Raw genomic sequence first — 3,614 nt, forward strand, 5'->3', positions numbered from 1 at the left:
GCCGTAAGAACGGGGAGAGGGAGCACGGCAGTGATCGCGCGCGCCGCATAACGCTTTGCCTGCACCCGGCTCGCCCCTATAGTGATGTCTCAAAGACAGCATTGGTCCTGAGAGGTCACGTGACTGCACCAAATCCTGCAGCAGGCAAGCCGGTCGATCCCGCTTCGCTTGCGAACATCCCGCGGCTCGTCACGGCGTATTTTGCATCGAAGCCCGATCCCGCCGACGCCACGCAACGGGTTTCCTTCGGAACCTCGGGCCATCGCGGTTCCTCGCTGCGGAATTCCTTCAATGAGGATCATATCCTCGCAACCACGCAGGCGATCTGCGACTATCGCCGCGAGGCCGGGCTGACCGGGCCGCTGTTCATTGGCATCGACACCCACGCGCTGGCGGAACCGGCGCTGGCGAGCGCGGTCGAGGTGTTCGCCGGCAACGGCGTCGAGATCATGATCGACGAGCGCGGCGGCTATACGCCGACGCCGGTCATCTCGCACGCGATCCTTACTTACAACAAGGGCAAGACCTCCGGCCTTGCGGATGGTGTTGTCATCACGCCGTCACATAATCCGCCGGAAGATGGCGGCTACAAATACAACCCGCCGTATGGCGGGCCCGCCGATACTGACGTCACCGGCATCATCGAGAAGAACGCCAACCGCTATCTGGAAGCCGGCTTGAAAGGCGTCGCGCGGATGGTTTACGACCGCGCACGCAAGGCGCCGTCGACGCATCTTTACGATTACATCACGCCCTATGTCGCCGATCTCGGCAACACGGTCGACCTGGCGTTGGTCAGATCCGCTGGCGTGAGGATCGGCATCGATCCGCTCGGCGGCGCGGCGGTGCATTTCTGGCAGCCGATCATCGAGCGCCATGGGATCAACGCCAGCGTAGTGAACAATGCGGTCGATCCGGCCTTCCGTTTCATGACCGCGGACTGGGACGGCAAGATCCGCATGGATTGCTCCTCGCCCTACGCGATGGCGAGCCTGATCCAGATGCGCGAGAAGTTCGATGTCGCGTTCGCCAACGACACCGATGCTGACAGACATGGCATCGTGACGCGCTCGAACGGCTTGATGAACCCCAACCATTTCCTTGCGGTATCGATCGCCTATCTGTTCGGCCAACGCCCGCAATGGGGCGCGAACGCCGCGATCGGCAAGACTATCGTCTCCTCCTCGATCATCGATCGCGTCGCGAAGAAGCTGAACCGCAAGCTGGTGGAGACGCCGGTCGGCTTCAAATGGTTCGTCGAGGGGCTCGGCACCGGCGCGTTCGGCTTCGCGGGCGAGGAGAGCGCCGGCGCCTCCTTCCTGAAGCGCGACGGCTCGGTGTGGACCACTGACAAGGACGGCATCATCCTGGGCCTGCTTGCGGCGGAGATCATCGCCAAAACGGGTCGCGACCCGAGCCAGCACTTCGCTGATCTCACCGCTGAGCTCGGCGTGCCCTTCTATGAGCGCATCGACGTCGCGGCAACGCCGAAGCAGAAGAGCGCGCTCAAGGCTGTGGGTCCGGAGCAACTCAACATGAAGGAGCTCGCCGGCGAGCCGGTCCGCGTGGTCAGGACCAAGGCGCCGGGCAACGACCAATCCTTCGGCGGCGTCAAGGTTGAGACCGATTCCGGGTGGTTCGCGGCGCGGCCGTCGGGGACCGAGGATGTCTACAAGATCTACGCCGAAAGCTTCCGCGGGGAGGATCACCTGAAGCGGATCCAGAGCGACGCGCAGGCGGCGATCGCGAAAGTTTTCGGATAGGGGCCTGCCATCATCGCCATGCGTATTCTGCTCACCGGTTCCTCCGGCTGGCTGGGGCGCTTTCTCGCGCCGAGACTGGGGCAAGCCGGCCATCACGTGATCGGCCTCGACATCGTCGCGGGCGAAGCGACTGATGTGATTGGCTCGGTCGCCGACCGCGCGGTCGTCGAGCGGGTGTTCGCCGATCACGGCATCGAAGCCGTGATCCATGCGGGCGCCCTGCACAAGCCGGATATCGTGCGCTTTTCGCCGCAGGCCTTTGTCGACGTCAACGTATCAGGCACGCTCAATCTGCTGCAGGCGGCGGTCGCCGCGCGTCATGACCGTTTCATCTTCACCTCGACGACGTCGCTGATGATCTCGCAGGCGATCAGGGAAGGCGAGGGACATGCCGCGGTCTGGCTCGACGAGACGGCGGGCCCGCTCGAGCCGCGCAATATCTACGGCGTGACCAAGCTTGCCGCCGAGGGGCTATGCCGCATCTATAGCCGCGAGCACGGGCTGAACTGCGCCGTGCTGCGCACCAGCCGCTTCTTTCCGGAGGAAGATGACACCGAGCGCGGATTTTCCGGCGAGAATCTCAAGGCGAACGAATTCCTGCACCGCCGCCTCACCGTCGAGGACGCCGCGGACGCGCATCTGGCGGCGCTCGACCGGGCGAAAGGCTTCGAGATATTCATCGTCAGCGCGCCGCCGCCTTTCGCGCCGGCCGAGGTCGAGGCGCTGAAATCAGATGCAGCAAGCGTGATCGCGCGCCATTTCCCTGACGTGGCCGCGCTCTACGCCAAGCGGAATTGGCGCTTGCCGCACAGCATCGGCCGCATCTACGATCCCGCCAAGGCCGAGCGTCTGCTCGGCTTCCGCGCCCGGACCGACTTTGCCGAAGTGCTTGACGCGCTGCGCAGCGGCGCGCCGCTTCCCTTCGCGCACGATCCCGACTATGTCTCGCCGTCCACGAGGTTGCAGCATGGCTGATTTCCACGGCGTCTTTCCCTACCTGGTCTCGCCGCTCGATCCCGCCGGCCATATCCGCACCGAGGTGCTGGGCCGGCTGTGCGATGATTTGATCAAGGCGGGCGTGCACGGATTGACGCCGCTCGGCTCGACCGGCGAATTCGCCTATCTCAACAATGCGCAACGCGCGCAGGTGGTGCAGACGACCATCGAGGCGGCCAATGGCCGCGTGCCGGTCGTTGCCGGCGTCGCCTCGACCTCGACGGCGGATGCGGTGGCGCAGGCCAAGGCCTATCAGAAGCGCGGCGCCGACGGGATTCTCGCGATCCTCGAAGCCTATTTCCCACTGCCGGACGCACGCGTCGAATCCTACTTCCGCGCCATCGCGGACGCGGTCGACATTCCCGTGGTGATCTACACCAATCCGCAATTCCAGCGTTCGGACCTGACGCTCGACGTCATCGAGCGCCTCGCCGCCCATCCGCGCATCGGCTACATCAAGGATGCCTCGACCAACACTGGCCGGCTGTTGTCGATCATGAATCGCTGCGGCGACAACATCAAAGTGTTCTCGGCCTCGGCCCATATTCCCGCCGCCGTGATGCTGACCGGCGGGCTTGGTTGGATGGCTGGCCCCGCTTGCATCATCCCGCGGCAGAGCGTCGAGCTCTACAATCTCTGCCGCCGCGGGCGCTGGGACGAGGCGATGGCGCTGCAGCGAAAGCTCTGGCGCATCAACGAGGCCTTCGCTCGCTTCAACCTCGCCGCCTGCATCAAGGCCGGCCTCTCGATCCAGGGCTACGACGTCGGCGACCCCATCCCGCCACAGGCGCCGCTGACGCACGATCAGCGCAAGCTGGTCGAAGCGGCGCTGCAGGAGCTGGACTCGTAGTCTTG

The 3,614-nt window shown here is 64.7% G+C and carries 3 protein-coding genes; all 3 read left to right on the top strand.

Going from position 1 to position 3,614, the window contains the following annotated elements; genetic code table 11:
• Positions 1–119 precede the first annotated feature (119 nt).
• The 3 genes from pgm to CWO89_RS41860 are packed head-to-tail and all read left to right on the top strand — an operon-like array spanning position 120 to position 3,609.
• Positions 120–1,763 (top strand): phosphoglucomutase (alpha-D-glucose-1,6-bisphosphate-dependent), encoded by a 1,644-nt coding sequence (pgm, locus tag CWO89_RS41850; protein WP_130584073.1) that lies wholly within the window; start codon positions 120–122, stop codon positions 1,761–1,763.
• 18 nt (positions 1,764–1,781) lie between these two features.
• Complete coding sequence (locus CWO89_RS41855; protein ID WP_130584074.1) at positions 1,782–2,738, top strand: NAD-dependent epimerase/dehydratase family protein; 957 nt, start codon at positions 1,782–1,784, stop codon at positions 2,736–2,738.
• The gene (locus tag CWO89_RS41860; RefSeq protein WP_130584075.1) at positions 2,731–3,609 is read left to right on the top strand and encodes a dihydrodipicolinate synthase family protein; all 879 of its coding nucleotides are present in this window, start codon (positions 2,731–2,733) and stop codon (positions 3,607–3,609) included. The genes CWO89_RS41855 and CWO89_RS41860 overlap by 8 nt, the downstream gene beginning before the upstream one ends.
• Positions 3,610–3,614: the final 5 nt, after the last annotated feature.

The organism is Bradyrhizobium sp. Leo170 (assembly GCF_004296405.1).
In the GTDB taxonomy this organism is placed as follows: Bacteria; Pseudomonadota; Alphaproteobacteria; order Rhizobiales; family Xanthobacteraceae; genus Bradyrhizobium.